Raw genomic sequence first — 24,314 nt, forward strand, 5'->3', positions numbered from 1 at the left:
AGCTGAACTGCAAACAAGCACGTCGAGCCACCGTACCGGCTGGCTCGACGTCATCACTGATTGACGGGCATCAACAGCTCCGTTCCCTGAACGTCACACCGCGTACTTCTCTGTGCGGCAGAACGGACGGATAAACGGTGGCTCCTTAGTTCGTTGCAGGAGGAGCCGACAGCTTGGTGCCAAGGTTCGTGTCGAGGTACAACGCCGGCGTTTTGCCACCGTTGGTGAAGTCGAACAGCGACGCGATGCTCCCCGTCGCCGCATCGTGCGATCCGTTGCCGATGCGGGTGCCGCCTAGCCAGTTGTCTTCGATGAACCTGACAACCGAAGCCTGAGTGATCGCCGTGTGGTCGACGTAGTTGCTACGTGCGTACGGCGAGATCACCAGAAGCGGAATACGCGTTCCCGGGCCGCAACGGCCGTTGACAGCCGCGCCTGTCACGCCGACGCCTTGCTTGGCGCCCGTTGCGTTGCAGGTGCCCGCGCCGTTCAGCTGGTCGGCGGTGGCGTCAAACGACGAAGTCGTCGGCGTCGCATAAGCGTGGTCGTACCAGCCATCCGAATCGTCGTACGTGATGATGATGGCGGTGTTCTTCCAGTCCGGCTGTTGTTGCAGGAAGTTGACGACCTTCGTGACGAACGCCTGCTCGTCGATCGGATCCGAGTTGCCCGGGTGCGCATCGCCGACGGCCGGTGCCTTCAGGTAGCTGACCGACGGGAAGTTGCCCGCCGAGACGGCCGTGAAGAAGTCGTTGACGTCGTATTGATGGTGCACCGGCGTAGCCGTCGAATCGAGCGGGTCGGTCTGTCCAATCAGCGCGGTCGACGTCGGGCGCGTGTGCGCCAGGTTGGCCGTCGTAGCGTAGTACTGGAACCAGTTGTGGTGAGGTACGTAGTCCGTCTTCGTTGCGCCGAGGACCGACGAGTAGGTACTGCGCTTGCACGCCGTGGTGCCGTTCGAGTTGGTGGCGCTCAGGTCGAAGCCGCCCATGAAGCCGCCCCACGTAATGCCTTTCGCGTTGAGGAGGTCACCGATATTTTTGTTATTCGAGCTCAGCGTGGCCTGGCCGCTCGACGTCGAGGTGTTGCACACGTCCCCGGTCGGGTCGGAATCGCCGTTCATCGTGAAGCTGCCCGCGCCGTCGGCAATCACGTTGTCGCCTTGAGCGGCACCGTTCGCAGGAATAGCGCCGTTGGTCTGGCCGGAAACCACCTCGAGCGCGCCCGGTGTCGACGGACCGTACGTGTCGGTGTACATGTTGTCGCTCATCGCGAAGTTCTGCGCGTAATTCCACAGCGCGGTGACCGTGTTGCCGTCGAAATAGCCCATCACGAGACCCGGCGTGCCGAACGTCGAACCGCTGCCGGCGCTGTTGTTACCCGTGTACTTGGGGAACAGGTCCGCCGCGCCATTGTTGTAGGCGAGCTGTTCCTTCATGTAGTCGTGCGACTGGCCGTTGGTGTTGGCCTGGCTGCGGTCGAGGCGGAACGGATTGATACCGCTGCCTGCGGAGGCCGTGTTGTTCGCCGTGTTCAGGAAGTTCGGGTTGCTCGTCAGAAGCGAATTCTGATTCAGATTGTTGATCTGGGCCGGCGTGTTCGCCGCCGTGAACGCCGGTTCGCCGGCCGGGTTCTGCGCGTTCGGATAGGTGCCGAAGTAGTGATCGAAAGAACGATTCTCACCGAAGATCACGACGAGGTGCTTGATCGGCGTTGCCGTGGCCAACGCGTCCTGGGCGGATACGGTAGCAGCCGGTGTGGAGGCCGGCGCGGATGCAGTCGAAGGAGAGCTGACGCTGCTGTTTCCGCATGCGCTCAGCACGAACAGTGCGGCGGCAAACGGAATGGGCAAAAGGGCTTTACGAAACATTCTTTGGTGGCTCCACATTCGCGGTCCAGCCCTTCCATCGATAGGTGTGAACGGTGCTGGAAATTGTTGTTAGAAGCGTAACGGCCGACGCCAGTGATTGCAGCCCGTGCATTGGACCATCAAAAAGTGAAGGTTTTCGGGCAATACGCCGACTATTGCCTTTCGTGAGCCCGACTGTCTTCGTGCTTTTTTGCCAATAGCGCGACGGATTTCTTCCGCTGCCGCGTTCAAGTAGAAACGGGGCCGTCCAGGGCGCCGACTTGTTCCAGCTTTGAAGGGAGAAATCGACATGAACACCAACCGCATCGCTCGTCTGCTCGGTTCCACGCTGAGCGCCGCGCTGTGCTGCGCGGCCACGCTGACCGCCGCGCCCGCCTCCGCACAAGTGATGATCGCGCCGATGGCACCGCCGCCGCCGCGCGTCGAAGTCGTGCCCGCGCCAAGGGACGGCTATGTGTGGGATCAGGGCCGCTGGCGCTGGGAGCACGGCCGCTATGCGTGGGTGCCGGGCCACTGGCAGCCGGTGCGCGTCGGCTATCACTGGGTGCCCGGGCATTGGGCGCAACGTGGGCCGCACTGGCGCTGGATCGAAGGACATTGGGCTTGAACGAGGCTTGCGATGAAAACACTCGTGATGATTCTGCTGGCGGCCTCGCTCGCCGGCTGTGTGGTCTATCCGGCACGCCCGGCCTATTACCGGCCGGCGGTCGTCGTATATTGACCGCGTACGTGATACCTGGCCGGATAGCGGCGTAGCGGCACGACAACATAACGACACGACAGCTGAAGGAGCGGCGGCAAGTGAACGACGTTGATCCCGTGATGCGGTCCTCACGCGAAAGCGCGCGCGTGATGTCGCGACCGAGCCGCACGCCTTGAGCGATGCACCACCCGATCCGGACGCCGAGCTGATGGCGCGGGTGGGCCGCGCGGAGCCCGGCGCGGTCCGCTCGCTGGTCGCGCGCAAGCTGCCGCGGCTACTTGCGCTCGCCACGCGCATGCTCGGCGATCGCATGGAAGCGGAAGACGTCGCGCAGGAGGTCTTCGTGCGAATCTGGAAACAGGCGGCCCGCTGGCGTGAAGGCGAAGCGAAGTTCGACACGTGGATGCATCGGGTCGCGCTCAATCTTTGCTATGACCGTCTGCGCGGCCGGCGCGAAGACCCGAGCGACGAACTGCCCGATTCGGCCGATCCCGCCGCGCCGCCCGACGCGCGGCTCGAAGCACGTGCCGACCACGCGCGCGTGCGCGCGGCGCTCGCCGCGCTGCCGGCGCGACAGCGCGAGGCACTCGTGCTGACCTACTACCAGGAGATGTCGAACCTCGACGCTGCCGCCTTGATGGGCGTCAGCGTCGATGCGCTGGAGAGTCTGCTGGGCCGCGCGCGCCGCAATTTGCGCGCTCAACTGGCCGGCAGCGGCCTTAGCAAGGACAAGTCATGACGCCCGAAAGATTCCATCAGATCGTTGCAGCGTACGGCGCCGACGCGCGCCGCTGGCCGGAGCGCGAACGCGAAGCCGCGCAGGCGTGGGCGCGCGCGCATCGCGACGAAGCCGATGCGGCGTTGAGCGACGCGGCCAGCCTCGACGCGTGGCTCGCCGCCGACGAGCTCGAGCCGCCGAGGCTCGAACTGCAGCGTCGCATCATCGACCGCGCGCCGTCGCGACGCCCAGCCGCGCGCTGGCGTTTGTTGTGGTCGGGCGCGGCGGTGGCGGGTGTCGGGCTGCTCGGCGGCGTGGCGGGGGCGTTCGCGGTGTCGTTCTTCGTGCTGACCGGGAACGCGCCGGTCGTGCATGAATCCTCGTATCTGACTTCGAGCTTCGGCGGCAGCTCCGCCGATTGGAGCGGCGAATGAACGGGCGCTCGTGGAAATTTGCGCTGCTGGGCTCGGTGGTGCTCAACGTGTTTCTGCTCGGCGCGATCGCCGGCGGCGCGTATCAATGGTTCGCCGCGCACGGTGCGAATCCGCCGGCGGCGGCGCAGGACCGGCGCGCGCTGCGGTTCGCCGCCGAGCCGCTGTCGGCGCAGCAGCGGCAGGCGTTTATCGACGGCCTGAAGAGCGCGCGGCGCGACGGGCGCCAGTATGCGCGCGACGCTCGCGAAGGGCGTCGTGACGTGCTGCGTCTGCTGGCCGCGCCGAAGTTCGATCGCGCCGCACTCGATGCCGCGCTCGCGCGCACGCGCGCGGCCGACGTCAGCCTGCGCGCGATGGTCGAAGCGAGCGTCGCCGATTTCGCGGCGACGCTGACGCCCGAGGAGCGCGTCGAATTCGCCGAGAGTTTGAAGTTGCGCGGGCAATGGCGCGAAGCGCAGCCGGCGCCGAACGCGAAAAAACCGGCGGCGAATGCCGCATCGAGCGAATAAAAAATGCGCGCGATGGCGACGGATTTCAGCCTGTCGTCCGTTTAACGGACATGCAGGTGTCCTACCTGCCGACGAGGATCGTATGGCCAACTCACCGAACCTGAATGCCGCGGCGATCGCACTGAACCGCTTCGGCCTCGGCGCGCGCGCCGACGACACGCCGCCCGCCGATCCGAAGGGCTGGCTGCTCGCGCAGTTCGAGCAGTATCAGCCGCGGCCCGACGCGTGGGCGAACCAACCCGATTCGATCGCATTGTCGACGCAGCTCGTGCAGCAGCGCATGCAGATGGAACAGCAGTCGAAACAGAAGGCGAGCGAGGAGACCAACCCGAGCCAGAATGCGAACCACGGCGCAAACAACAGCGCAAACAACAGCGCCAGCAACACCGCAGCACCCAGCCAGACCGACGCGCAAGCCGCCAGGCAAGCCGAAAGAAAAGCACTGCGCGTCGAAATCCTCGACATGTACCGCTCGTCGGTCAATGCGCGCGTCGCAAGCGCGCTGACCACGCAGACGCCGTTCATCGAACGCCTCGTGCATTTCTGGGCGAATCACTTCGCGGTGTCGACCGAAAAGCCCGGCGTCGCGGCGCTCGCCGGGTCGTTCGAAGCGGAGGCGATTCGCCCGCACGTGCTCGGCCGTTTCGAGGACATGCTGGTGGCCGTCGAGCGTCATCCGGCCATGCAGCTGTTCCTCGACCAGACCCGCTCGGTCGGTCCCGACAGCATGGCCGCGCTGCGCGCCGCGCAGCGCAATCCGGACAACAAACGCGGACTCAACGAGAACCTCGCGCGCGAGATCATGGAGCTGCATACGCTCGGCGTGCGCAGCGGCTATAGCCAGGACGACGTGACCGAGTTCGCGCGTGCGCTGACCGGCTGGAGTCTCGTCGGCAATCCGGGGAGCGGCGGCGCCAATGCAAACCGGCGCGCGCTGGAGCAGAACGGCGAACCCGGCAGCTTCGTGTTTCGTCCCGCGCTGCACGAGCCCGGCTCGCGCACGATCATGGGACGCCGCTACGACGAAGCCGGCGAACAGCAGGCGCTCGCGATCCTGCACGACCTCGCGCACGCGCCGGCCACCGCGCAGCATATCGGCACGAAGCTCGCGCGCCATTTCGTCGCCGACGATCCGCCACCTGGCGTCAGCGAACGTCTGGCCGATGCGTTCACGCGCAGCGACGGCGATCTGCCGACCGTCTATCGCGCGTTGATCGATACGCCGCAAGCATGGTCGCCGGCCGCGGTGAAGTTCAAGACGCCGTGGGAGTGGACCATCTCGTCGATGCGCGGACTCGGCTGGCACGAGCCCGGCAATCTGCAGAGCGCGCCGATCCTCACGCAGCTTGGCCAGCCGGTGTGGCGGCCCGGTTCACCCGCCGGCTACGACGATATCGGCGCGAGCTGGGCCGCGCCCGATGCGCTCGTGCGCCGCGTCGAAGTCGCGCAACGTTTCGCCGCGCGCGTGGGTGACCGGCTCGATGCGCGCTCGCTCGGCCAGACCTTGCTGGCTGGCTCGCTCAGCGAGCCGACGGCCACGGCGGTGTCGCGCGCGGAAAGCGCATCGACGGCGATCGCGCTGCTGCTCGTATCGCCCGATTTTCAACGGAGATGAACGCCATGCTGTCACGCCGTCAGTTTCTGAGCGTCGCCGCCGGTGCCGGCGCACTGCTCGTGTCGCCGCGGATTGCGTTCGCGCATGTCGCGACTGACCGCCGCTTCGTGTTCGTGATCCAGCGTGGCGCGGCCGACGGGCTGAACATCGTCGTGCCGTACGCGGACCCCGCGTATGCGACGCTGCGCGGGCCGCTCGCGATCGATGCGTCGAACGCGCCGCATCTGGACGGCACGTTCGCGCTGCATCCGGCGCTCGCGCAGATGGCGAAGCTGTACGCGCAGCGCGAGGCGTTGTTCGTGCACGCGGTCGCCTCACCGTATCGCGACCGCTCGCATTTCGACGGACAGAACGTGCTGGAAACCGGCGGCACGTCGCCGTATCAGACGAAGGACGGCTGGCTCAACCGGCTCGCCGCGCAACTGCCCGCCACCCGCGAAAACGCGATCGCGTTCGCGCCGACCGTGCCGATGGCGCTGCGCGGGCCCGCGGCGGTGACGTCATATGCACCGTCGGCCTTGCCGCAGGCGCCCGATGATCTGCTCGCGCGCGTGTCGCAACTGTACGAGCAGGACGCGCAGCTGCGTGCGCTGTGGGAATCGGCGATGGCGGCGCGCGGCCTTGCGGGCGACGCTGGCGCGCGCCAGGACCCGGCGAGCCTCGGCAAGCTCGCGGCCAGTTTTCTGGTGCGCGACGACGGTCCGCGCATCGCGATGATCGAGACCGGCGGGTGGGACACGCACAGCGCGCAGAACGCGCGGCTCGCGAATCAACTGAAGGCACTCGACACGATGCTCGCGGCGTTGCGCGACGGCATGGGGTCATCGTGGAGCAAAACCACGGTGCTGGTCGCGACGGAGTTCGGCAGGACCGCCGCCGCGAACGGCACGGGCGGCACCGATCATGGCACCGGCTCGGTCGCGATGGTGCTCGGCGGGTCGGTGCAGGGCGGACGCGTGATTGCCGATTGGCCGGGCCTCGCGCCGCATCAGCTGTATCAGTCGCGCGACCTGAAGCCGACCGCCTCGCTCGATGCGTTGATCGCCGGCACCGCGAGTGAAAGTCTCGGGCTCGATCCCGAACGGACGGCGGCAGCGCTGTTTGGCCGGACCATGGCGGGCAGACCGATGACGGGCGTCGTGCGGGCGTGACGCGTTGATCGCACAACGGCGTGCAATGACGATGGGACGGAGGTGTGATGGGCGATCGAGGATTCCGTGGGCGAGCGACCTGCGATCGCGGCGGACGGGCGTTCGCGTCGCATCGGCATGGCGAATCGCGTGAGCCGACGCTGACTGCTTTGCTCGACGCATTGATCGTCGGTGCAGCGAGCGAAGGTATTGCGCTCGATCCGGAGCGCACCGCGGCCGCGCTATTCGGCCGGACGATCGCGGCCGGGCCGTTGGCGAGGGTGGGGCGGGGCAGGTGAAGCGGCGGGCGTCGCGTGAACCGAGCGCTCGCCGACGCGATGATAGCGGCGGCCGTAGTAGATCAGCGCATCGCCTGCGCCCTGCGTGCGCGCGGCTTTCACCGCGCAGAAGAACACCGTGTGCGTACCGACTTCGGTCACCGACTCGATCTCGCAGTCAAGCGACGCGAGCGCGTCCTGCAACACCGGTGCGCCGGTTGCGAGGTCGTCCCATTGCGCGGCGGCGAAGCGCTCTTCGATCGCGAGCGCGCTGGTGGCGAAGTGCGCGGCAAGCGCCTGCTGCTCGGCGCGCAGCACGTTCACGCAGAGCTTGCCGTTGCTGCGAAACGCCGCGTTGTTGCGGCTGCTGCGGTTGATGCAAACGAGCAGGGTGGGCGGCTCGTCGGTGACGCCGCAGACCGCCGACGCGGTGCAGCCCGCAAGGCCGGCTTCGCCGTCGCTGCTGATGATGTTGACGGCCGCGCCAAGCCCGGCCATCGCGTCGCGGAACGTGCTCTTGTCAAGCATGGGGACCTCTGCTGGAAGTCGGGTTCGCCAAAACAACGGTGGTCGAGTTAGCCGCGAGCCTCGTCGTCCAGCGCCGCCGCGCAAGCCGGCGAACGGAAGCGCGCCGCCGTGTGGCTCTCAGGCAGCCGCGCATGGCCGAACAGCTTTTCGCGCAGCGTGCCGTCACGATACGCGCGCTTGTACGCGCCACGCTCCTGCAGCAGCGGCACGACCAGTTCGATGAAATCGTCGAAGCACTCGGGCACGACGGTGCGCGACAGATTGAAGCCATCGACGCCGGTTTGCTCGGTCCACGCGATCAGATCGTCGGCGATTTTGTCGGCCGAACCGACGAGCGGCTGCTGGCGGCTGCCGAGCACCATCTGTTCGAGCAGCTTGCGCTTCGTCCATTGCGGACCGGCCGCGCGCGTCATCGCTTCGACGTTCGACACGATCGCCTGGCTCTTGCCCGTTTCGATCGGCTCGTCGAGGTCGTAGCGCGCGAAGTCGATGCCAAGCGACGCGGCCGCATGCACCAGCGCCGCCTCCGAGCTCACATAGCGCCGGTACTCCTCGAATTTCTCCCGCGCTTCCTGATCGGTGCGGCCGGTGATCACGGTCTGGCCGAGCAGTACCTTGATGTCGTCGGCGCGGCGGCCGCCGGCCACCGCGTGCGCGCGGATGTCGTCGACGATCGTCTTGACCGCCGGCTTCGCCTGGCCGTTGACGAACACGCACTCCGCGTGTGCCGCCGCGAACTGTTTGCCGCGCGCGGACGAACCGGCCTGATACAGCACCGGCGTGCGCTGCGGCGACGGCTCCGCGAGGTGCATCGCATCGACGCGGTACTGCTTGCCGTGGTGATGGATCACGTGGACTTTCGACGCGTCCGCATAGACGCCGCGCGCCTTGTCGCGCAGCACCGCGCCGTCTTCCCAGCTGCATTCCCACAGCTTGTACACGAGCTCCATGTACTCGTCGGCGAGATCGTAGCGGTCGTCGTGCGCCATCTGGCCGCTCAGGCCGATCGCGCGCGATGCGCTGTCCAGATAGCCGGTCACGATGTTCCAGCCGACCCGGCCGCGCGTCAGATGATCGAGCGTCGACATGCGGCGCGCGAACAGAAACGGCTGCTCGACCGACAGATTCGACGTGACGCCGAACGACAGATGCCGCGTGAGCGCGGCCATCGCCGGAATCAGCAGCGTCGGATCGTTGACCGGCACCTGCACGGCGCCGCCGATTGCCGCGTCCGGGCTGCCGCCGTAGACGTCGTAGACGCCGACCACGTCCGCGAAAAAGATGCCGTCGAACAGGCCCGCTTCGAGCTTGCGCGCGTAGTCGGTCCAGTACTGCAGATCCGTGTAGCGCGTGGACTGATCGCGCGGATGGGTCCATAGCCCTTGCTGGATGTGGCCTACGCAGTTCATGTCGAACGCGTTGAGAACGATTTCCTTCGGCATGGTGTGTTCCTGCTGATGAGCGGGTTCGGGCGGTGGCGTGGTGTTTAATATAGTGGACGAAAAATCACTATGCAAGACATGGTTGGCTGACGTGGATGAGGGCGCGTTGAACGCCGTTTGCACGCCCGCTGCCGCATCGCATCGATATAATTTCGCGGTACTCACCTCTGCACCGACAACCCGCCATGTCCGAAACTTCCGCCATCGATCTGACCCAGGCGATCTCCGCGCGCGTGAAGACCGAGCGCGAGGCGCGCAACTGGTCGCTCGCCGAGTTGGCCGAGCGCTCGGGTGTATCGAAGGCGATGATCAGCAAGATCGAGCGTGGCGAGGCGAGTCCGACCGCGACGGTGCTCGGGCGGCTGTCGGGCGCGTTCGGGCTGACGCTGTCCACGTTGCTCGCACTCGCCGAGCAGACCGGCGAGCGGCTCGTGCGTCATGCGGACCAGTCGCTGTGGGAGGACCCCGAAACCGGCTATACGCGGCGGCGTATTTCACCGCCGACCGGCGGCGTGCTGGAACTGCTCGAAATCGAATTGCCGACTGGGGTGAGAGTGCCTTATCCGTCGGATGCGTTCGTGTTTCAGCATCAGCAGATCTGGGTCACGCAAGGGGTGCTGACGTTTCGCGAGGGCGCGCTCACGCACCGGCTCGAAGCGGGGGATTGTTTGCAACTCGGTGCGCCGATCGAATGCGAGTTCTTCAATGCGGGCACCGAGGTGTGCAGATATGTGGTGGGGTTGGTGCGGCGCTGAGTTTCGTCCAGCTTGTGCTCAGCTCCCGCCACTCCCGCGGGATGGCAGGTTCAGGGTGAGTCTGTTGGTCACCGAGGTCACGCCCGGCACGCCTTTCGCAACTTCGCCGGCCTGCTGGATCATGTCGCCCTGAGGCACCGAGCCGGTCAACGTCACCGCGCCGCTGCGCGCCCGCACGAACACGTTCGATACATTGAAGCCGGGCGCTTTACCGAGCGCGTGCCGCACGTCGCGGCCGAGCTTGCGATCCGCCGCACGCGTCGACGGGGCGGTCGGGGCCGGCGCGGCTGCCGTGGCGGCGGGCGCCTGCGCGTCGCTCGCCTGGGCATAGGCGCTGGATGCGGTTGCCACGCACAATGCAATACCGAGCACCTTCAAAAGATTGACTGTTTTCACTGTTTCACCATCCTCGATAAGTTGATGTCGCTTCGTTGCATGTTAGAAACGTCGCGCTTTGTCGAGCAGGTCTGGACTCTGGGAAGCGTCTGTCTTGTAGAGGAGTGGTGGTTTTGGCGCTTCCGGCGCGGTTAAAAGATACTCCTGACGGCGCGGACGTGCCAAAAAACCGAATCGCGGAAGGAGGTGCGTGCGGCTTGATTCCAGCACGGTGAGACACAGGCACCGGCATACGACGCAGCCGACTATAAGCGCGGGCGCGCGGCGGCTAGTTTGTCCCAGAACGACGGAGGCAACGAAATACTCGAATCTCCTTCACCGCCATCTCCGCGGGAAAATTCGACGGACGGACCGAGATAACGGGGCGGCGAATACGGATTCAGCGAGTATCGCAGACCCGTTGACCAGAAAAGATCGGGGACAGGCGTGCTGAACGTGCGCTGTGCAAGCAGCTTCCCGGTTTTTGCATCGAATAGCCGGCCGACATATTCAGGGCTTCCACTGCGGCCCGGAATCCATCGCAACAGGCAAAGCTCTGCCGTGTACAGGCCGTGGACAGGTGCCGATTTGCGACACTCGCTTCCTTGCGGAGTATGGTCGAACAGACCGAGATAAAGCACGGCAATGAGACCCGCTAACAATGCGACACGCGTAGAGATGCGTTTCATAGATAGAGCACGATCGGCGGAAAGATGTGAATGAAGCGACGGTCCGAGTAGATGATGAAATCGATCCGCGCCACTATTGTTCATGAGTCAATCTCGGCAAAACCCGGAGAATTCTGAAAGCGAGGCCGCCGGGGGCCGTCCACGCTCCCGACCCGCATCCCGTTATTTGGCAGTAAGCTCCCGTTGACGGGTTCGCGTGGAGGCTGCGCGACCCGGCGTGTGGCTCACGATTCGCAGCCGCAATTCGTACGTTATTGCCGATTTTTTCAGGGGATATCAGTGATGAACAACTTCGCCATTAAACGAATCATGCTGGGGGTTTCGGCCGTCGCACTGATGGCCGGTACGATTCCGCTCGCGCTCGCGCAGGGCTCGACGGATGCCGCAGCCCAGGAAGGCGCGACGACGACCACCCCAAAGCCGACCAAGGCCGAGCGCAAGGCAGAGCGCAAACAGGCCCGCGCGAAAAAGAACGCCGAGTTGAAGAAACTCGAAGACGCGGGCTACCAGCCGGCGCAGAACGATCCGAACTATCCGGACAAGCTGCAGGCAGCCCAGAAGAAGGCCGGCGTTGGTGCGCCTGCCAGCCAGTAACGGACAGGCGGACGCCCGGCGTGGCATTCATCGTTGATGAGGCGCCGGGCAGTTGCGAGGCGCGATCATGGCAACGAAACATGAAGTGAAACGCTACAAGGCGAATCTCTCCGACGAACTGCACAGCGCCGCCCTCTATGAGACGCTCGCGCAGGTCGAGAAAGACGAGACCCGCAAGCAGGTCTATCAGGATCTCGCGCAATCCGAACACAGCCACGCGCAAGTGTGGGCCGACAAGCTCAGAGCCAATGGCATCGAACCGAAGGGCCGTGGCCATGCGGTCAAGACGCGTCTGATGAAGCGGCTCGTGCGCGTGTGCGGCGCGGACTTCGTGCTGCCGACGCTCGCCGCAGCCGAATACGCGGACCGCAACAAATATCAAGGCCAACGCGACGCGGGCCACATGTCGGCCGACGAACATCATCACGCGGCCGTCGTGCAGACGCTCGCGAGCACCGGCAATGCCAACCTGTCGTCCGGCGCGCGCATTGCCGCGGCCGAGTCGTGGCACAAGGGCGCCGCGGCGGGCAACGATCTGCGCGCGGCGGTTCTCGGCGCGAACGATGGCCTCGTGTCCAACTTCTGCCTGATCATGGGCGTCGCCGGCGCGGGCACCGGCAACAAGGCGATCCTGTTGACCGGCCTCGCCGGGCTGATCGCCGGTGCCTGTTCGATGGCGCTCGGCGAATGGCTGTCGGTCACCAATGCGCGCGAACTCGCGAGCACGCAGATCGCCAAGGAAGCCGAGGAGATCGAAGAACAGCCCGAAGCGGAGGAGCACGAGCTCACGCTGATCTACCGCGCGAAAGGGCTCGACGCGAGCGAGGCGAAACGCGTGGCCTCGCAGATGATGCGCGACAAGGACAAGGCGCTCGACACCCTCACGCGCGAGGAGCTCGGTCTCGATCCGGCGGAACTGGGCGGCAATCCGTGGTCGGCGGCGGGTGTGTCGTTCTGCCTGTTCTCGCTCGGCGCGATTTTCCCGGTGATGCCTTTCCTGTGGACGCGTGGCGTCAGCGCAATCGTTCAGTGTGTCGTGCTGAGCATGCTGGCGCTCGCGTCGATCGGCGTGTTCACGTCGTTGTTCAACGGACGCAGCGCGGGGTTTTCGGCGCTGCGCCAGGTCGTCATCGGGCTCATCGCGGCAGGGTTCACGTTCGGCGTCGGGCGCTTGCTGGGCGTGTCGATTTCCTGAACCCGGCGCCTCTCAGGCGCCTCGCGCCCGCCGCCGTCCGGGAGCGCCGCTTGCTATGTCGCGACACGCTCCGCGCGCGGGCCAACCCGCGTCAATCCTTTCTCCCACAACGTTCTCCCAAGGGTTTGCTCGCCGCGCCGAGCGTCCACGACATGGCCGGGTGTCGCATTTCCTCATGTGGTTGTCGGAATTAGTCGGTTAGCCGCACTTTTTTCTGGCAACTATGTAGGCACAGCGCGGACGGACGTCCGCAAGCGAGGAGAGCACTCGATGAATTCCCCCAAGGTCGTGGTCGAAGGGCTGTGCAAGGTGTTCGGCAGCAACCCGAAACAGGCGCTCGCGATGCTGGCCAGCGGCGCCACGAAAGAAGAGGTGTTTGCCCGCACCGGTCAGATCGTCGGCGTCCACAACGCGTCGTTCGAGGTTCGCGAGGGCGAGATCTTCGTGCTGATGGGCCTGTCCGGCTCGGGCAAGTCGACGCTGATTCGCCTGATCAATCGGCTCGTCGAGCCCAGCGCCGGCAAGGTGCTGATCGACGGCCGCGATGTCGCGGGCGTGCCGCGCGCCGAGCTGACCGCGCTGCGCCGCAAGGACATGAGCATGGTGTTCCAGTCCTTCGCGCTGATGCCGCAGCGCAACGTGCTGGCCAACGCGGCGTTCGGCCTCGAAGTCGCGGGCGTCGGCCGCAAGGAGCGCGAGGCGCGGGCGCTGACGGTGCTCGAACAGGTCGGCCTTGCACCGTTCGCGCAGAAACTGCCGGCCGAGTTGTCGGGCGGCATGCAGCAGCGCGTCGGGCTCGCGCGCGCGCTCGCGGTCAACCCGTCGCTGATGATCATGGACGAGGCGTTCTCCGCGCTCGATCCGCTCAAGCGCAAGGAGATGCAGAACGTGCTGCTCGATCTGCAACGCGAGCAGCAGCGCACGATCCTGTTCGTGTCGCACGATCTCGAGGAGGCGATGCGCATCGGCACGCGCATCGCGATCATGGAAGGCGGCCGTGTCGTGCAGATCGGCACGCCGCGCGAAATCATCAAGAACCCGGCCGACGACTACGTGCGCGCGTTCTTCGAAGGCATCGACACGAGCCGCTATCTGACGGCCGGCGATCTGATGCAGACCGACGACGTGCCGCTGATGCACGCGCCGCAGATCGACGCGTCGAGCGTCGCCGCGACGCTCAACGGCAGCGCCGACTACGCGTTCGTGCTCGATAGCGAGCGCCGGATTCGCGGCTTCGTGTGCCGCGATGCGACGGGCAGCGCGTCGCCGCAGCTCAACCAGATCGAATGCATCCGCCGCAGCACGCCGCTCGACGACGTGGTCGCGCGCGTGGTGGCGAGCCGCGTGCCGCTGCCGGTCGTCGAAGCGGACGGCTCCTACTGCGGTTCGGTCAACAAGACGAACGTGCTGAACGTTCTCACGCGCCACCGAGGTTCCCATGTCTGAAGTCATTCCAGTTGGCGCGTGGGTCGATCGCGGCGTTCACTACCTGCTCGATCACGACGCGCAGACCTTCGACACGATCGGCAAGGTCATCGAGAGTTTCGCCGCGGCGGTCGAGCACGGTTTGCAGGCCGTGCCGATGTGGGCGCTGATGGCGTTTTTCGTCGGCATCGGCTTGTGGCGCGTCGGCTGGCGCTTCGCGCTGTTCACGCTGGCGGCGCTGCTGCTGATCTACGGCACCGGCTTCTGGGATCAGATGGTGATCACGCTCGGCCTCACGCTGTCATCGACGGTGATCAGTCTCGTGCTCGGCGTGCCGCTCGGCATCTGGACGGCGAAGAGCCGCGCCGTCGAAATGATCGTGCGCCCGGTGCTCGATCTGATGCAGACGATGCCCGCGTTCGTCTACCTGATTCCGGCCGCGATGCTGTTCGGTCTCGGCCGCGTGCCGGGCATCCTGTCGACGGTGATCTTCGCGATGCCGCCCGCGGTGCGTCTGACCGCGCTCGGCATCAAGCACGTGAATCGCGAAATCGTCGAAGCGGGACAGGCGTTCGGCTGCACGCCGTGGCAACTGCTGTACAAGGTGCAGTTTCCGAACGCGCTGCCGTCGATCATGACCGGCGTGAACCAGACCATCATGATGGCGCTGTCGATGGTGATCATCGCGTCGATGGTCGGTGCGGGCGGCCTCGGTAACGACGTGCTCGCGAGCATCCAGCGGCTCGATATCGGACTCGGTTTCGAAAGCGGGATGTCGGTCGTGATGCTGGCGATCATTCTGGACCGCATCACCGAGAGCTTCGGCCGGGCGCCGGGCAAGGTACGCGCCCCCCTGTTCGCCGGTTTGCGCAATGCGATGAAAGTGCGCCGCGAGCCGGCGGCGCAACACGGTTGACGGCCTGATTCGATACGTCCATGAAGCGCGACGCAATCGCCTCCGCCGAAGCCGATGCGCGGCTGTGCGCCGTCGCGCACGTCGGCTTCCTGACGCTGCCGAACTTCTCGATGATCGCGTTCACGAGCGCGGTCGAGGTGCTGCGCATGGCGAACTACGTGGGCCGCGCGCAGCACTACCGGTGGTCCGTGATCACGCCGGACGGCGAGCCGGCGCGCGCGAGCAACGGCATCACGGTGAAACCGACCACCACGCTCGCCGAGGCCGGCATGCCGGACCTGCTGTTCGTATGCGCGGGCTGGCACGTGCGCGAGTATGTGAACGACGCGGTGATCGCGCTGCTGCGCGAGGCGGCCGCGCACCGCGTGCCGCTCGGCGGCATCTGCACGGGTCCGTATGCGCTGCTCGCGGCCGGGCTGCTCGACGGCTATCGCGCGACCGTGCATTGGGAGGACATGTCGCCGTTGCACCAGCGCTATCCGCATGTGCATTTCGACGACGAACTGTTCGTGATCGACCGCGACCGGCTGACCTGCACCGGCGGAACCGCGCCGCTCGATCTGATGCTGCATCTGGTGGGCATGCGGCTGGGGGCCTCGGTGGCCGCGCAGGTGTCCGAGCAATTCATCGTCGAGCGGATTCGCGGCTCGACCGATTACCAGCACATTCCGGTCGACGCGCGGGTCGGCCTGTCGCGCACCGAGCTGATCGAAGTGGTGCGGCTGATGGAAGCGAACATCGAGGAGCCGCTATCGCTCGACGAACTCGCCCGGCTCGTCAACCTGTCGCAGCGTCATTTGCAACGGATGTTCAAGCTATTCCTGAACATGTCGCCGACGCATTACTACCTGAGCTTGCGGCTGCGCCGAGCGCGCGATCTGCTGCGCAATACCGACGCGTCGATCGCGCGCGTGACCACGGTGTGCGGTTTTCATTCTCCGTGTCATTTCAGCAAGGCCTATCGCGCGCAGTTCGGACATGCGCCGAGCGTCGAGCGGCGCATGCCGGAGTAGCGGGTGCCGCGGCCTCGCATGCCGCGCGGATTCAGATCGCCTGCGCGCGGCCCGGAAACGTTTCGTCGTAGCACGAGCCGTCGTCGGCTTGCTCCGCCGTGCCGCGCTGCTCGCGATACATCATCGGCGGCACGCCGAACTGTTTGCGAAATTCCCGTCCCAGGTGCGAGGCGTCCGAAAAGCCGCAGCTCGACGCGATATCGGCGACGGTTTTGTCTGAGCTCGTCAACAACCACGCGGCGGTGCGCAGGCGCACCTGCTTCGCGTAGGCTTGCGGCGCCTTGCCGGTCTGCGCCTTGAACAGCCTTTCGAGCTGACGCGGCGACAGATCGAGCTTGCCCGCCAGTTGGTCAAGCGGCAGCGCGCGGCCCACGTGCTGCTCCATCAGCAGGATCGCGCGCTTGACCTTCGGATGCGAGGCCGGCGCGAGACCGGGCGGATGCGGCTGCGGCGCGTTGCCTTTCTGCAGGTCGTCGACGAGCAGGATGCGCAGCGCCTTCTGCACCGTGGCGGTTTCGAAATGACGCAGCAGGATCGCGGCGGCGACGTCGATCGACGCGCGGCCGCCGGAACAGGTGATGCGCCGCCGGTCGATCACGAACAGCCGGTCGGCGACCAGCATCTGTTCGTCGACCGACGGAAAGCGCTCGATGAAATCCCAGTAGTGAAACCAGCTCACGCAGATCCGATGGCCGTCGAGCACGCCCGCGCGCATCAGCGAGAACACGCCGGTGCACATGCCGACCAGCGTCGCGTCGCGGGCGGCGGCGCGGCGGATGAACGCGAGCGTCGCCTCGCTCGCGGCCGGCCCCGAGTGCAGCAGTCCGCCGACCACCACCACGTAGTCGAACTTCCCGGCGGTCTCGAAGGTTTCCCACGGCGTGATCTGGATGCCGCAACTCGCCCGCACCGGGGCCAGGGTTTCCCCGATCACGCTCCACGAACAGCGCACCGGCTTGCTGAAGTCGCCTTCGTCGGCGGACAGGCGCAGCAGGTCGACGAAACCCGCGAATGCGGTCAGCGTGAAGTTCGGCAGCAGGACGATGCCGAAGCGGATGCGCTGCTTCGTGGCTGTGTCGAATGAGGGAGGGGCAAGCGTTTCAGCGGAATTCATGCGCGCGGCGGGTCGGTGAAAAGAACGGCGAAAGAGGAACGAACGTTGACCGAAACGGTGAAGCGAGGATAGCACCACGGACCTTCAGCATTGCCGGCCGCAATCGGGCCGCCTGTCGCAAATGCGTCCCAAGTCATCGCAAATGCGCCGGAAGACCCGCCTGGCGGTTCACCTGACGACGCCATCCCATTGCGATGCCGTTTTTATTCTATCGATCCGGCCCGGCGTGCGGTGCAATAGACGCACATTCCGTCCGGGCGCATGAGTCGAGTCGAAGCGCTTCCGGCCATCGCAACACGCAAGACACAACGCACAAGGCACGCCATGAACGTCAGCGTCTTCGATCTGTTCAAGATCGGCATCGGTCCATCCAGCTCGCACACGGTCGGGCCGATGATCGCCGCATGCCGCTTCGCATCGCACATCGAGGACGCGAATCTGCTCGGCTTCGTGCGGCGCGTCAGAGCCGAGCTGTTCGGCTCGCTCGGCGCGACCGGCAAGGGCCACGGCACCGACAAGGCGGTGCTGCTCGGCCTCGAAGGCAATCTGCCCGACCGGCTCGATCCTGAGCTGATCGAGCCGCGGCTGCGCGCGATCCGCGAGACCCGACAGCTCGTGCTGCTCGGCAAGCATCCGGTCGCGTTCGACGAGCGCGAACATGTCGGCTTCTTGCGCAAGCTGATGCCGGGCGCGCCGGGCTCGGGCGTCGTGCATCCGAACGGCATGCGCTTCCAGGCCTTCGACGAGAACGGTCAACTGCTCGTCGAAAAAGAGTACTTCTCGATCGGCGGCGGCTTCGTCGTCAATCGCGACGGCGATCGCGTGAACGGCCGGCGCGCCAACGCGGAGGTGCCGTATCCGTTTCGCACCGGCGACGATCTGATGCGCGTGTGCCGCGAAAGCGGCCTGTCCATCGCCGAAGTGACGTTGCGCAACGAATGCGCGACCCGGCCCGAGCCCGACGTGCGCGAGGGCCTGCTGGCGATCTGGCGCACGATGGCCGCATGTGTCGAGCGCGGTTGCAAGGCGCGCGGCGAGTTGCCCGGCCCGATGCACGTGAAGCGTCGCGCGGCCGAGCTGTGCGAGCGCTTGCGCGCACGCTCGGAGGAATCGCTGCGCGACCCGCTGTCGATGCTCGACTGGGTCAACCTGTACGCGATGGCCGTCAACGAGGAGAACGCCGCGGGCGGCCGGGTCGTCACCGCGCCGACCAACGGCGCGGCCGGCGTGATCCCGGCAGTGCTGCACTACTACGTGAAATTCATGCATGCGGCGAACGACGCCGGCATCGTCGACTTCCTGCTGACCGCCGCGGCGATCGGCATCATCTACAAGGAAACGGCGTCGATCTCCGGCGCCGAGGTGGGCTGCCAGGGCGAAGTGGGCGTGGCCTGCTCGATGGCCGCCGCCGCGCTCGCGGCCGTGATGGGCGGCACACCCACCCAGGTCGAGAACGCCGCCGAAATCGGCATGGAACACAACCTCGGCATGACCTGCGATCCGGTCGGCGGGCTGGTGCAGATTCCGTGCATCGAGCGTAACGCGATGGGCGCGATCAAGGCGATCAACGCGGCCCGCCTCGCGATGAAGGGCGACGGCAAGCACGTGGTGTCGCTCGACAGTGTGATCCGCACCATGCGCGAAACCGGCGCCGACATGAAGACGAAATACAAGGAGACGTCGCGCGGCGGACTGGCCGTGAACGTCATCGAGTGTTGAACCGCTACACCGCATCTGCAAAACCGCCAAGGAACGACGATGAGCCGCTATTCGATATTCAGCCTGCTACGCAACGGGATGTCGTATCACGAGAACTGGGAGCGGCAATGGCGCAGCCCCGAGCCTAAACGTGAATACGACGTCGTGATCGTCGGCGGCGGCGGGCACGGTCTCGCGACCGCGTACTACCTCGCGAAGGAGCATGGCGTGCGCAATGTCGCGGTGCTCGAGAAGGGCTGGATCGGCGGCGGCAACACCGCGCGCAATACGACGATCGTGCGGTCGAACTACCTGTGGGACGAATCCGCCGCGCTCTACGAGAAGGCGATGAAGCTGTGGGAAGGGCTCGCGCAGGATTTGAACTACAACGTGATGTTCAGCCAGCGCGGCGTGATGAATCTCGCGCATACGCTGCAGGACGTGCGCGACACCGAACGCCGCGTCAACGCGAACCGCCTGAACGGCGTCGACGCCGAATTTCTCACGCCCGCGCAGATCAAGGAACTCGAGCCGACCATCAACCTGAACAGCCGCTATCCGGTGCTCGGCGCATCGATCCAGCGGCGCGGCGGCGTGGCCCGGCACGATGCGGTGGCGTGGGGCTTCGCGCGCGGCGCCGATCAGGCCGGCGTCGACATCGTGCAGAACTGCCAGGTCGTCGGCATTCGCCGCGACGGCAGCCAGGTGACGGGCGTCGACACGACCAAGGGTTTCATCAAGGCGAAGAAGGTCGCGGTGGTCGCGGCCGGCAACACGTCGACGCTCGCCGACATGGCCGGCGTGCGGCTGCCGCTCGAAAGCCATCCGTTGCAGGCGCTGGTGTCGGAGCCGATCAAGCCGGTCGTCAACACGGTCGTGATGTCGAATGCAGTCCACGCGTATATCAGCCAGTCCGACAAGGGCGATCTCGTGATCGGCGCGGGCGTCGATCAGTACACCGGGTTTGGGCAGCGCGGCAGCTTCCAGGTCATCGAGGGCACGCTCGAGGCGATCGTCGAAATGTTCCCGGTGTTTTCCCGCGTGCGGATGAACCGGCAGTGGGGCGGCATCGTCGACGTGTCGCCGGACGCATGCCCGATCATCAGCAAGACCGATGTGAAGGGACTGTATTTCAACTGCGGTTGGGGAACGGGCGGCTTCAAGGCGACGCCCGGCTCGGGATGGGTCTATGCGCACACGATCGCGAAGGACGAACCCCATCCGTTGAATGCGCCGTTTTCGCTGGACCGGTTCTATTCCGGTCATCTGATCGATGAGCATGGCGCTGCCGCCGTGGCCCACTAGTCGACAAGGAGACACAGATGCTGCTGATCGAATGCCCGTGGTGCGGTCCTCGCGCCGAAACCGAATTCTCGTGCGGCGGCGAGGCGGACATCGCCCGCCCGCTCGACACGGACAAGCTCACCGACAAGGAATGGGGCGACTACCTTTTCATGCGCAAGAACCCGCGCGGCGTGCATCGCGAGCAATGGTTCCACACGCAGGGCTGCCGCCGCTGGTTCAAGGCGCAGCGCGACACCGTCAGCTATGCGTTCCAGGGCTATCAGACGTTCGAGCGTCCGTTGCTGGCGCTGGACGATACACAGGCAGCAAACGCACAGGTAAAGGCACAAGAGGGCAAAGCATCATGAGCCAGAAAGACCGACTCCCGACCGGCGGGCGCATCAATCGCGCGATCGCGCTGAGCTTCACGTTCAACGGCGTCGAGTATCAGGGTTATCAAGGCGATACGCTCGCGTCCGCATTGCTCGCGAACGGCATGCATTTCGTCGCGCGCAGCTGGAAATATCATCGGCCGCGCGGCATCGTGACCGCGGGCGTCGAGGAGCCGAACGCGGTCGTGCAACTGGAGACCGGCGCCTACACGGTGCCGAACGCGCGCGCCACCGAAGTCGAGTTGTACCAGGGGCTCGTCGCGAGCAGCGTGAACGCGAAACCGAGCATCGAAAAGGACCGCATGGCGATCAACCAGAAGATCGCGCGCTTCATTCCGGCGGGCTTCTACTACAAGACCTTCATGTGGCCGCGCAAACTCTGGCCGAAGTACGAGGAAGCGATTCGCGACGCGGCCGGCCTCGGCACCGCGCCGCGACAGCGCGACGCGGACCGCTACGACAAGTGCTTCGCGCATTGCGACGTGCTAGTGGTCGGCGGCGGCCCGGCCGGGCTCGCGGCCGCGCACGCGGCCGCCTTGTCCGGCGCGCGCGTGACGCTCGTCGACGATCAGCCCGAACTGGGCGGCTCGCTGCTGTCCTGCGGCGCGGAGATCGACGGCAAGCCCGCGCTGCGGTGGGTGCAGAAAATCGAGGACGAATTGCGGCAGTTGCCCGATGTGAAGATCCTGAGCCGCAGCACCGCGTTCGGCTATCAGGACCACAATCTCGTCACGGTCACCCAGCGCCTGACCGATCATCTGCCCGTGTCGCAGCGCAAGGGCACGCGCGAACTGCTGTGGAAGATCCGCGCGAAACGCGTGATTCTCGCGACCGGCGCGCATGAACGGCCGATCGTGTTCGGCAACAACGATCTGCCTGGCGTGATGCTCGCGTCGGCGGTGTCGAGCTATCTGCATCGCTATGCGGTACTGCCGGGTCGCAATGCGATCGTGTTCACGAACAACGACGACGGCTATCAATGCGCGCTCGACCTGAAAGCGGCCGGCGCGCAGGTGAGCGTCATCGATCCGCGCGCGGGCGAATCGAAGGGCACGCTGCCGGCGCTCGCGCGCCGCCATGGCATCAAGGTGCTGAACGGCACGGTCGTCACGGCGGCGCATGGCAAGCTGCGCGTCGCGTCGGTGTCGCTCGCCTCGTATGCGAAAGGGCAGATCACCGCTCAGCAGGGCCAACTGCCGTGCGATCTGCTCGCGATGTCGGGTGGCTGGAGCCCAGTGCTGCATCTGTTCGCGCAGTCGGGCGGCAAGGCCCATTGGCATGACGACAAGGCCTGCTTCGTGCCGGGCAAGGCGGTCCAGCCAGAGACCAGCGTCGGCGCCTGCGCGGGCGACTTCACGCTCGGCCAGGGCATCCGCTTCGCGCTCGACGCCGGCGTCGAAGCGGCGCGCGCCGCCGGGCACATCGTCGCGCGGCCAAAGCCGGTGCAGGTCGCCGAACTGAGCGAAACGAAGCTGGAACCGCTGTGGCTCGTCGGCGGACGCGAGTTGGCCACGCGCGGGCCCAAGCAGTTCGTCGATTTCCAGAACGACGTCGCGGCGGCCGATATCTTCCTCGCGGCGCGCGAAGGCTTCGAATCCGTCGAACACGTGAAGCGCTACACCGCGATGGGCTTCGGCACCGACCAGGGCAAGCTCGGCAACATCAACGGCATGGCGATTCTCGCCCAGGCGCTCGGTAAGACCATTCCCGAGACCGGCACGACGACGTTCCGGCCGAACTACACGCCGGTCACGTTCGGCACTTTCGCCGGCCGGGAATTGGGCGAATTGCTCGATCCGGTGCGCAAGACGGCGGTGCACGAATGGCACGTGGAACACGGCGCGGCGTTCGAGGACGTCGGCGACTGGAAGCGTCCGTGGTATTACCCGAAAGCGGGCGAGGATCTGCACGCGGCGGTTGCGCGCGAAGCGCTCGCGGTGCGCACGAGCGTCGGCATCCTCGATGCGTCGACGCTAGGCAAGATCGATATTCAGGGCCCCGATTCCGCGAAACTGTTGAACTGGGTGTACACGAATCCGTGGACCAAACTCGAAGTCGGCAAGTGCCGCTACGGCCTGATGCTCGACGAAAACGGCATGATCTTCGACGACGGCGTGACCGTGCGCCTCGCCGAGCAGCACTACATGATGACGACCACCACCGGCGGCGCGGCGCGTGTGCTCACGTGGCTCGAACGCTGGCTGCAAACCGAATGGCCCGACCTGCGCGTGCGGCTCGCGTCGGTCACCGATCACTGGGCAACTTTTGCGGTAGTCGGCCCGATGAGCCGCAAGGTGCTGCAAAAGGTCTGCGACGACATCGACTTCGCGAACGCGGCGTTTCCGTTCATGACGTATCGTGAAGGCACCGTCGCGGGCGCGGCGGCGCGCGTGATGCGCATCAGCTTCTCGGGCGAACTCGCGTATGAGGTGAACGTGCCGGCCAACGTCGGACGCGCGGTGTGGGAAGCGTTGATGGCCGCGGGCGCCGAGTTCGACATCACGCCGTACGGCACCGAGACGATGCACGTGCTGCGCGCGGAGAAGGGCTACATCATCGTCGGCCAGGATACGGACGGCTCGATGACGCCGCACGACCTCGGCATGGGCGGGCTCGTCGCGAAGTCGAAGGACTTTCTCGGCAAGCGCTCGCTCGCCCGCTCGGACACCGCGAAGGCGGGACGCAAGCAACTGGTCGGGCTGCTCGCGGAGGATGCGTCGTTCGTGATACCCGAGGGCTCGCAGATCGTCGCCGGTCCGTTCCAGGGCGACACCGCGCCGATGCTCGGGCACGTCACGTCGAGCTATTACAGCCCGATTCTGCAACGCTCGATCGCGATGGCGGTCGTCAAGGGCGGTCTCGACAAGATCGGCACGACCGTCACGATTCCGCTCGCGAGCGGCAAACAGATCGCGGCGAAGATCGCGAGTCCGGTGTTCTACGACAGCGAAGGAGCACGTCAACATGTGGAATGAAACAGGCGGGACGGTGTCCATCGTGGACCGCACGCTCGGGCGGCAAAACGGCGCGTGGCAGGAGTCGCCGCTGGTCGGTGTGGATGGGCTGCTGAAACAGCATCAGGCCAACGCGACTGCCGCGTTCCGGCTCGGCGAGCGGCCATTTCTCGAACTCGTGAACGTGCGCGGCGATACGCGCGACTCGGCGTTCATTCGCGCGGTGGAACAGGTGATCGGCTGCAAGCCGCCGGAGAAGCCGAACACCGTCGCGCGCGGCAACGGCTACGACATGGTCTGGCTCGGCCCGGACGAATGGCTCGTGCGTTCGGAAACCGCGCACGATGCGACGCGCACGGCGCCGTTGCAGGCGAAGCTCGGCGCGGCGTTCGCGGGCGTGTTCGCATCGGCGGTCGATGTGGGCAGCGGCTATACGGTGCTCGACATCAGCGGCACGCGCACGCGCGACGTGCTCGCGCGCGGCTGTCCACTCGATCTGCATCCCAAACTTTTCGGGGTGGGGCAGTGCGCGCAGAGCCACTATTTCAAGGCGTCGATTACGTTGCTGCCCACGGGCGCCGACAGTTTCGACATCGTCGTGCGTCGCAGTTTCGCGGATTACTTCGTCAGGATCATGCTCGACGCCGCCGAGCCGTTGATGTGCTGAGCGACGCGCGCTTCGC

Annotated in this window: 22 protein-coding genes and 1 pseudogene; 17 read left to right on the forward strand and 6 right to left on the reverse strand. The window is 65.9% G+C overall.

The genetic code is table 11. From position 1 onward, the window contains the following. Positions 1 to 145: 145 nt before the first annotated feature. Positions 146 to 1,870 (reverse strand): phospholipase C, encoded by a 1,725-nt coding sequence (locus tag OKW38_RS37615; RefSeq protein ID WP_429365420.1) that lies wholly within the window; start codon positions 1,868 to 1,870, stop codon positions 146 to 148. Between the two features lie 289 nt (positions 1,871 to 2,159). On the opposite strand from OKW38_RS37615, the gene OKW38_RS37620 reads away from it, so the two are divergent. The 6 genes and pseudogenes from OKW38_RS37620 to OKW38_RS37645 all read left to right on the forward strand — a co-directional run bounded on the left by OKW38_RS37620 (position 2,160) and on the right by OKW38_RS37645 (position 7,000). After that, on the forward strand, positions 2,160 to 2,477 hold the full coding sequence (locus OKW38_RS37620) for a YXWGXW repeat-containing protein (protein ID WP_184060263.1): 318 nt from the start codon (positions 2,160 to 2,162) through the stop codon (positions 2,475 to 2,477). A 244-nt stretch (positions 2,478 to 2,721) separates the two neighbouring features. Beyond that, positions 2,722 to 3,312 (forward strand): annotated as a pseudogene (locus OKW38_RS37625) (RNA polymerase sigma factor); the annotation flags it as partial. Beyond that, a complete protein-coding gene (locus tag OKW38_RS37630) occupies positions 3,309 to 3,725 on the forward strand; it encodes a hypothetical protein (RefSeq protein WP_429365421.1) in 417 nt (138 codons plus the stop codon). The pseudogene OKW38_RS37625 and the gene OKW38_RS37630, both read left to right, overlap by 4 nt. Next, the gene (locus OKW38_RS37635) at positions 3,722 to 4,234 is read left to right on the forward strand and encodes a periplasmic heavy metal sensor (RefSeq protein ID WP_429365422.1); all 513 of its coding nucleotides are present in this window, start codon (positions 3,722 to 3,724) and stop codon (positions 4,232 to 4,234) included. Before OKW38_RS37630 ends, OKW38_RS37635 begins: the two co-directional genes overlap by 4 nt. A gap of 82 nt (positions 4,235 to 4,316) precedes the next feature. After that, positions 4,317 to 5,849, forward strand: coding sequence for a DUF1800 domain-containing protein (locus OKW38_RS37640; protein ID WP_429365423.1), 1,533 nt, complete (start codon positions 4,317 to 4,319; stop codon positions 5,847 to 5,849). 5 nt (positions 5,850 to 5,854) lie between these two features. Then, positions 5,855 to 7,000 (forward strand): DUF1501 domain-containing protein, encoded by a 1,146-nt coding sequence (locus tag OKW38_RS37645; RefSeq protein WP_429333919.1) that lies wholly within the window; start codon positions 5,855 to 5,857, stop codon positions 6,998 to 7,000. A 221-nt stretch (positions 7,001 to 7,221) separates the two neighbouring features. On the opposite strand, the gene OKW38_RS37650 is transcribed toward OKW38_RS37645, so the two are convergent. Next, positions 7,222 to 7,785, reverse strand: coding sequence for a flavin reductase (locus tag OKW38_RS37650; RefSeq protein ID WP_429365424.1), 564 nt, complete (start codon positions 7,783 to 7,785; stop codon positions 7,222 to 7,224). 47 nt (positions 7,786 to 7,832) lie between these two features. Further along, entirely contained in the window at positions 7,833 to 9,227 is a 1,395-nt protein-coding gene (locus OKW38_RS37655) for an LLM class flavin-dependent oxidoreductase (protein WP_429365425.1), read from the reverse strand. A 185-nt stretch (positions 9,228 to 9,412) separates the two neighbouring features. Here OKW38_RS37655 and OKW38_RS37660 point away from each other — a divergent pair, with 185 nt between their 5' ends. Further along, positions 9,413 to 9,982, forward strand: a complete 570-nt coding sequence (locus tag OKW38_RS37660; RefSeq protein WP_429365426.1) for a helix-turn-helix domain-containing protein — start codon at positions 9,413 to 9,415, stop codon at positions 9,980 to 9,982. Positions 9,983 to 10,000: 18 nt separating this feature from the next. On the opposite strand, the gene OKW38_RS37665 is transcribed toward OKW38_RS37660, so the two are convergent. Both OKW38_RS37665 and OKW38_RS37670 read right to left on the reverse strand, forming a co-directional pair. Beyond that, entirely contained in the window at positions 10,001 to 10,378 is a 378-nt protein-coding gene (locus tag OKW38_RS37665) for a BON domain-containing protein (RefSeq protein WP_429365427.1), read from the reverse strand. 245 nt (positions 10,379 to 10,623) lie between these two features. Continuing rightward, positions 10,624 to 11,130, reverse strand: a complete 507-nt coding sequence (locus OKW38_RS37670) for a hypothetical protein (RefSeq protein WP_429365428.1) — start codon at positions 11,128 to 11,130, stop codon at positions 10,624 to 10,626. Between the two features lie 198 nt (positions 11,131 to 11,328). Between OKW38_RS37670 and OKW38_RS37675 the strand changes: the two genes are divergently transcribed. The 5 genes from OKW38_RS37675 (at position 11,329) to OKW38_RS37695 (ending at position 16,189) form a co-directional block, all read left to right on the forward strand. Next, positions 11,329 to 11,640, forward strand: coding sequence for a hypothetical protein (locus OKW38_RS37675; RefSeq protein WP_429365429.1), 312 nt, complete (start codon positions 11,329 to 11,331; stop codon positions 11,638 to 11,640). A 67-nt stretch (positions 11,641 to 11,707) separates the two neighbouring features. Continuing rightward, the gene (locus OKW38_RS37680) at positions 11,708 to 12,835 is read left to right on the forward strand and encodes a VIT1/CCC1 transporter family protein (RefSeq protein WP_429365430.1); all 1,128 of its coding nucleotides are present in this window, start codon (positions 11,708 to 11,710) and stop codon (positions 12,833 to 12,835) included. A gap of 270 nt (positions 12,836 to 13,105) precedes the next feature. Continuing rightward, positions 13,106 to 14,281, forward strand: a complete 1,176-nt coding sequence (locus OKW38_RS37685) for a quaternary amine ABC transporter ATP-binding protein (protein WP_429365431.1) — start codon at positions 13,106 to 13,108, stop codon at positions 14,279 to 14,281. Continuing rightward, entirely contained in the window at positions 14,274 to 15,176 is a 903-nt protein-coding gene (gene choW, locus OKW38_RS37690) for a choline ABC transporter permease subunit (protein ID WP_429365432.1), read from the forward strand. Before OKW38_RS37685 ends, choW begins: the two co-directional genes overlap by 8 nt. 20 nt (positions 15,177 to 15,196) lie before the next feature. Continuing rightward, a complete protein-coding gene (locus OKW38_RS37695; RefSeq protein ID WP_429365433.1) occupies positions 15,197 to 16,189 on the forward strand; it encodes a GlxA family transcriptional regulator in 993 nt (330 codons plus the stop codon). Positions 16,190 to 16,220: 31 nt separating this feature from the next. On the opposite strand, the gene OKW38_RS37700 is transcribed toward OKW38_RS37695, so the two are convergent. Further along, positions 16,221 to 17,303: a GlxA family transcriptional regulator gene (locus OKW38_RS37700; RefSeq protein ID WP_429365434.1), complete on the reverse strand. Its 1,083-nt coding sequence runs from the start codon at positions 17,301 to 17,303 to the stop codon at positions 16,221 to 16,223. Positions 17,304 to 17,627: 324 nt separating this feature from the next. On the opposite strand from OKW38_RS37700, the gene OKW38_RS37705 reads away from it, so the two are divergent. From OKW38_RS37705 to OKW38_RS37725, 5 genes are read left to right on the forward strand one after another with little or no spacing between them, the layout of a single operon-like run. Next, positions 17,628 to 19,022, forward strand: coding sequence for an L-serine ammonia-lyase (locus OKW38_RS37705; protein WP_090810029.1), 1,395 nt, complete (start codon positions 17,628 to 17,630; stop codon positions 19,020 to 19,022). A gap of 39 nt (positions 19,023 to 19,061) precedes the next feature. After that, positions 19,062 to 20,306 (forward strand): sarcosine oxidase subunit beta family protein, encoded by a 1,245-nt coding sequence (locus tag OKW38_RS37710; RefSeq protein WP_429333910.1) that lies wholly within the window; start codon positions 19,062 to 19,064, stop codon positions 20,304 to 20,306. Positions 20,307 to 20,323: 17 nt separating this feature from the next. After that, entirely contained in the window at positions 20,324 to 20,653 is a 330-nt protein-coding gene (locus OKW38_RS37715) for a sarcosine oxidase subunit delta (protein WP_429365435.1), read from the forward strand. Further along, entirely contained in the window at positions 20,650 to 23,652 is a 3,003-nt protein-coding gene (locus OKW38_RS37720) for a sarcosine oxidase subunit alpha family protein (protein WP_429365436.1), read from the forward strand. Before OKW38_RS37715 ends, OKW38_RS37720 begins: the two co-directional genes overlap by 4 nt. Then, positions 23,642 to 24,298 (forward strand): sarcosine oxidase subunit gamma, encoded by a 657-nt coding sequence (locus OKW38_RS37725; RefSeq protein ID WP_429365437.1) that lies wholly within the window; start codon positions 23,642 to 23,644, stop codon positions 24,296 to 24,298. The genes OKW38_RS37720 and OKW38_RS37725 overlap by 11 nt, the downstream gene beginning before the upstream one ends. Positions 24,299 to 24,314 lie beyond the last annotated feature (16 nt).

This window comes from Paraburkholderia sp. MM5496-R1 (assembly GCF_050436205.1).
Taxonomy (GTDB): domain Bacteria; phylum Pseudomonadota; class Gammaproteobacteria; order Burkholderiales; family Burkholderiaceae; genus Paraburkholderia; species Paraburkholderia tuberum.